The sequence below is a fragment of the Herbiconiux daphne genome, assembly GCF_024979295.1.
GTDB classification, from domain to species: domain Bacteria; phylum Actinomycetota; class Actinomycetes; order Actinomycetales; family Microbacteriaceae; genus Herbiconiux; species Herbiconiux daphnes.
Map to the genome: position 1 here is coordinate 1 of NZ_JANLCJ010000234.1, position 876 is coordinate 876.

Annotated in this window: 1 protein-coding gene; it reads right to left on the reverse strand. The window is 46.6% G+C overall.

Annotated features, from left to right (window positions below):
- Positions 1–18 precede the first annotated feature (18 nt).
- A partial coding sequence (locus N1032_RS24325) for a DUF5309 domain-containing protein (protein WP_259543065.1) occupies positions 19–876 on the reverse strand: 858 nt, incomplete at its 5' end.

Sequence of the window (876 nt, forward strand, 5' to 3'; positions counted from 1 at the left end):
TTGGGGCTGGACCGCTTGTTACTTTGGGCTAAAGGTCAGCCAAGCAGACGCATATGGGTTACGGTGACGCAGACCGGTTTCCATAGTAATCATGTATTGAGTGCTATCACCTTGTTTTGCCAGCTCTGTACGCTGTGGAGCACGAAGAACCATCTGAGTCCAGTCAGCTGAGTTGAAGATGAACAGAGCATCTTGACGATCAGCGGCAACAGGAGAAGACAGGTCAGTACCTACTTTGTACTTAGGCATGTGACGGTTATAGATAACGCGGAATTTCTGACCCAGTGGATCAGTAATTACGTTAACCTGTACGTCGATATCCTTACGGTTTTCGAACATACGAACACGAGTAGCACCAACAGTTCCTTCTTTCTCCATCAGACCAGTGAAGTATTTAGCCAGAGATGGATGAATCATGATGGTGTTAGCTTTAGAACCAGCAAGATACAACTGAGCAGTGATATCCCATAGAGCAGCTTCAAACTCAACCTGAGTGAAGTCCATGTTACCAGCAGCACCAGCAGCAGGTTTAACATCTTTAACAACGATAGCACCGAAATCCTGATCTGGTTCAACACCAGTGTGACCAGCAAGGTTAACAGTACGGTTTGCACCTGTTGTACCAATCAGAGCACGGACACCACCAGTTGTACGAACATTAGAAGTACCTGTAGGGACACCAGAAATTGTACCTGCGTTACCGAAACCAGTACCTGGACCATTAGTCAGGAACACCGCTTCAAGGTCACGTTTGATTTCAGCACCAGCTTTTTCCAGCTGATACATCAGTTCACGCCCACGACCGTAGTTAGCAGTAGCGTTAGCAGTATCAGAAACAGAAACAACTTTAGCAGGCAGCTGGGTGTTGTTATGAAT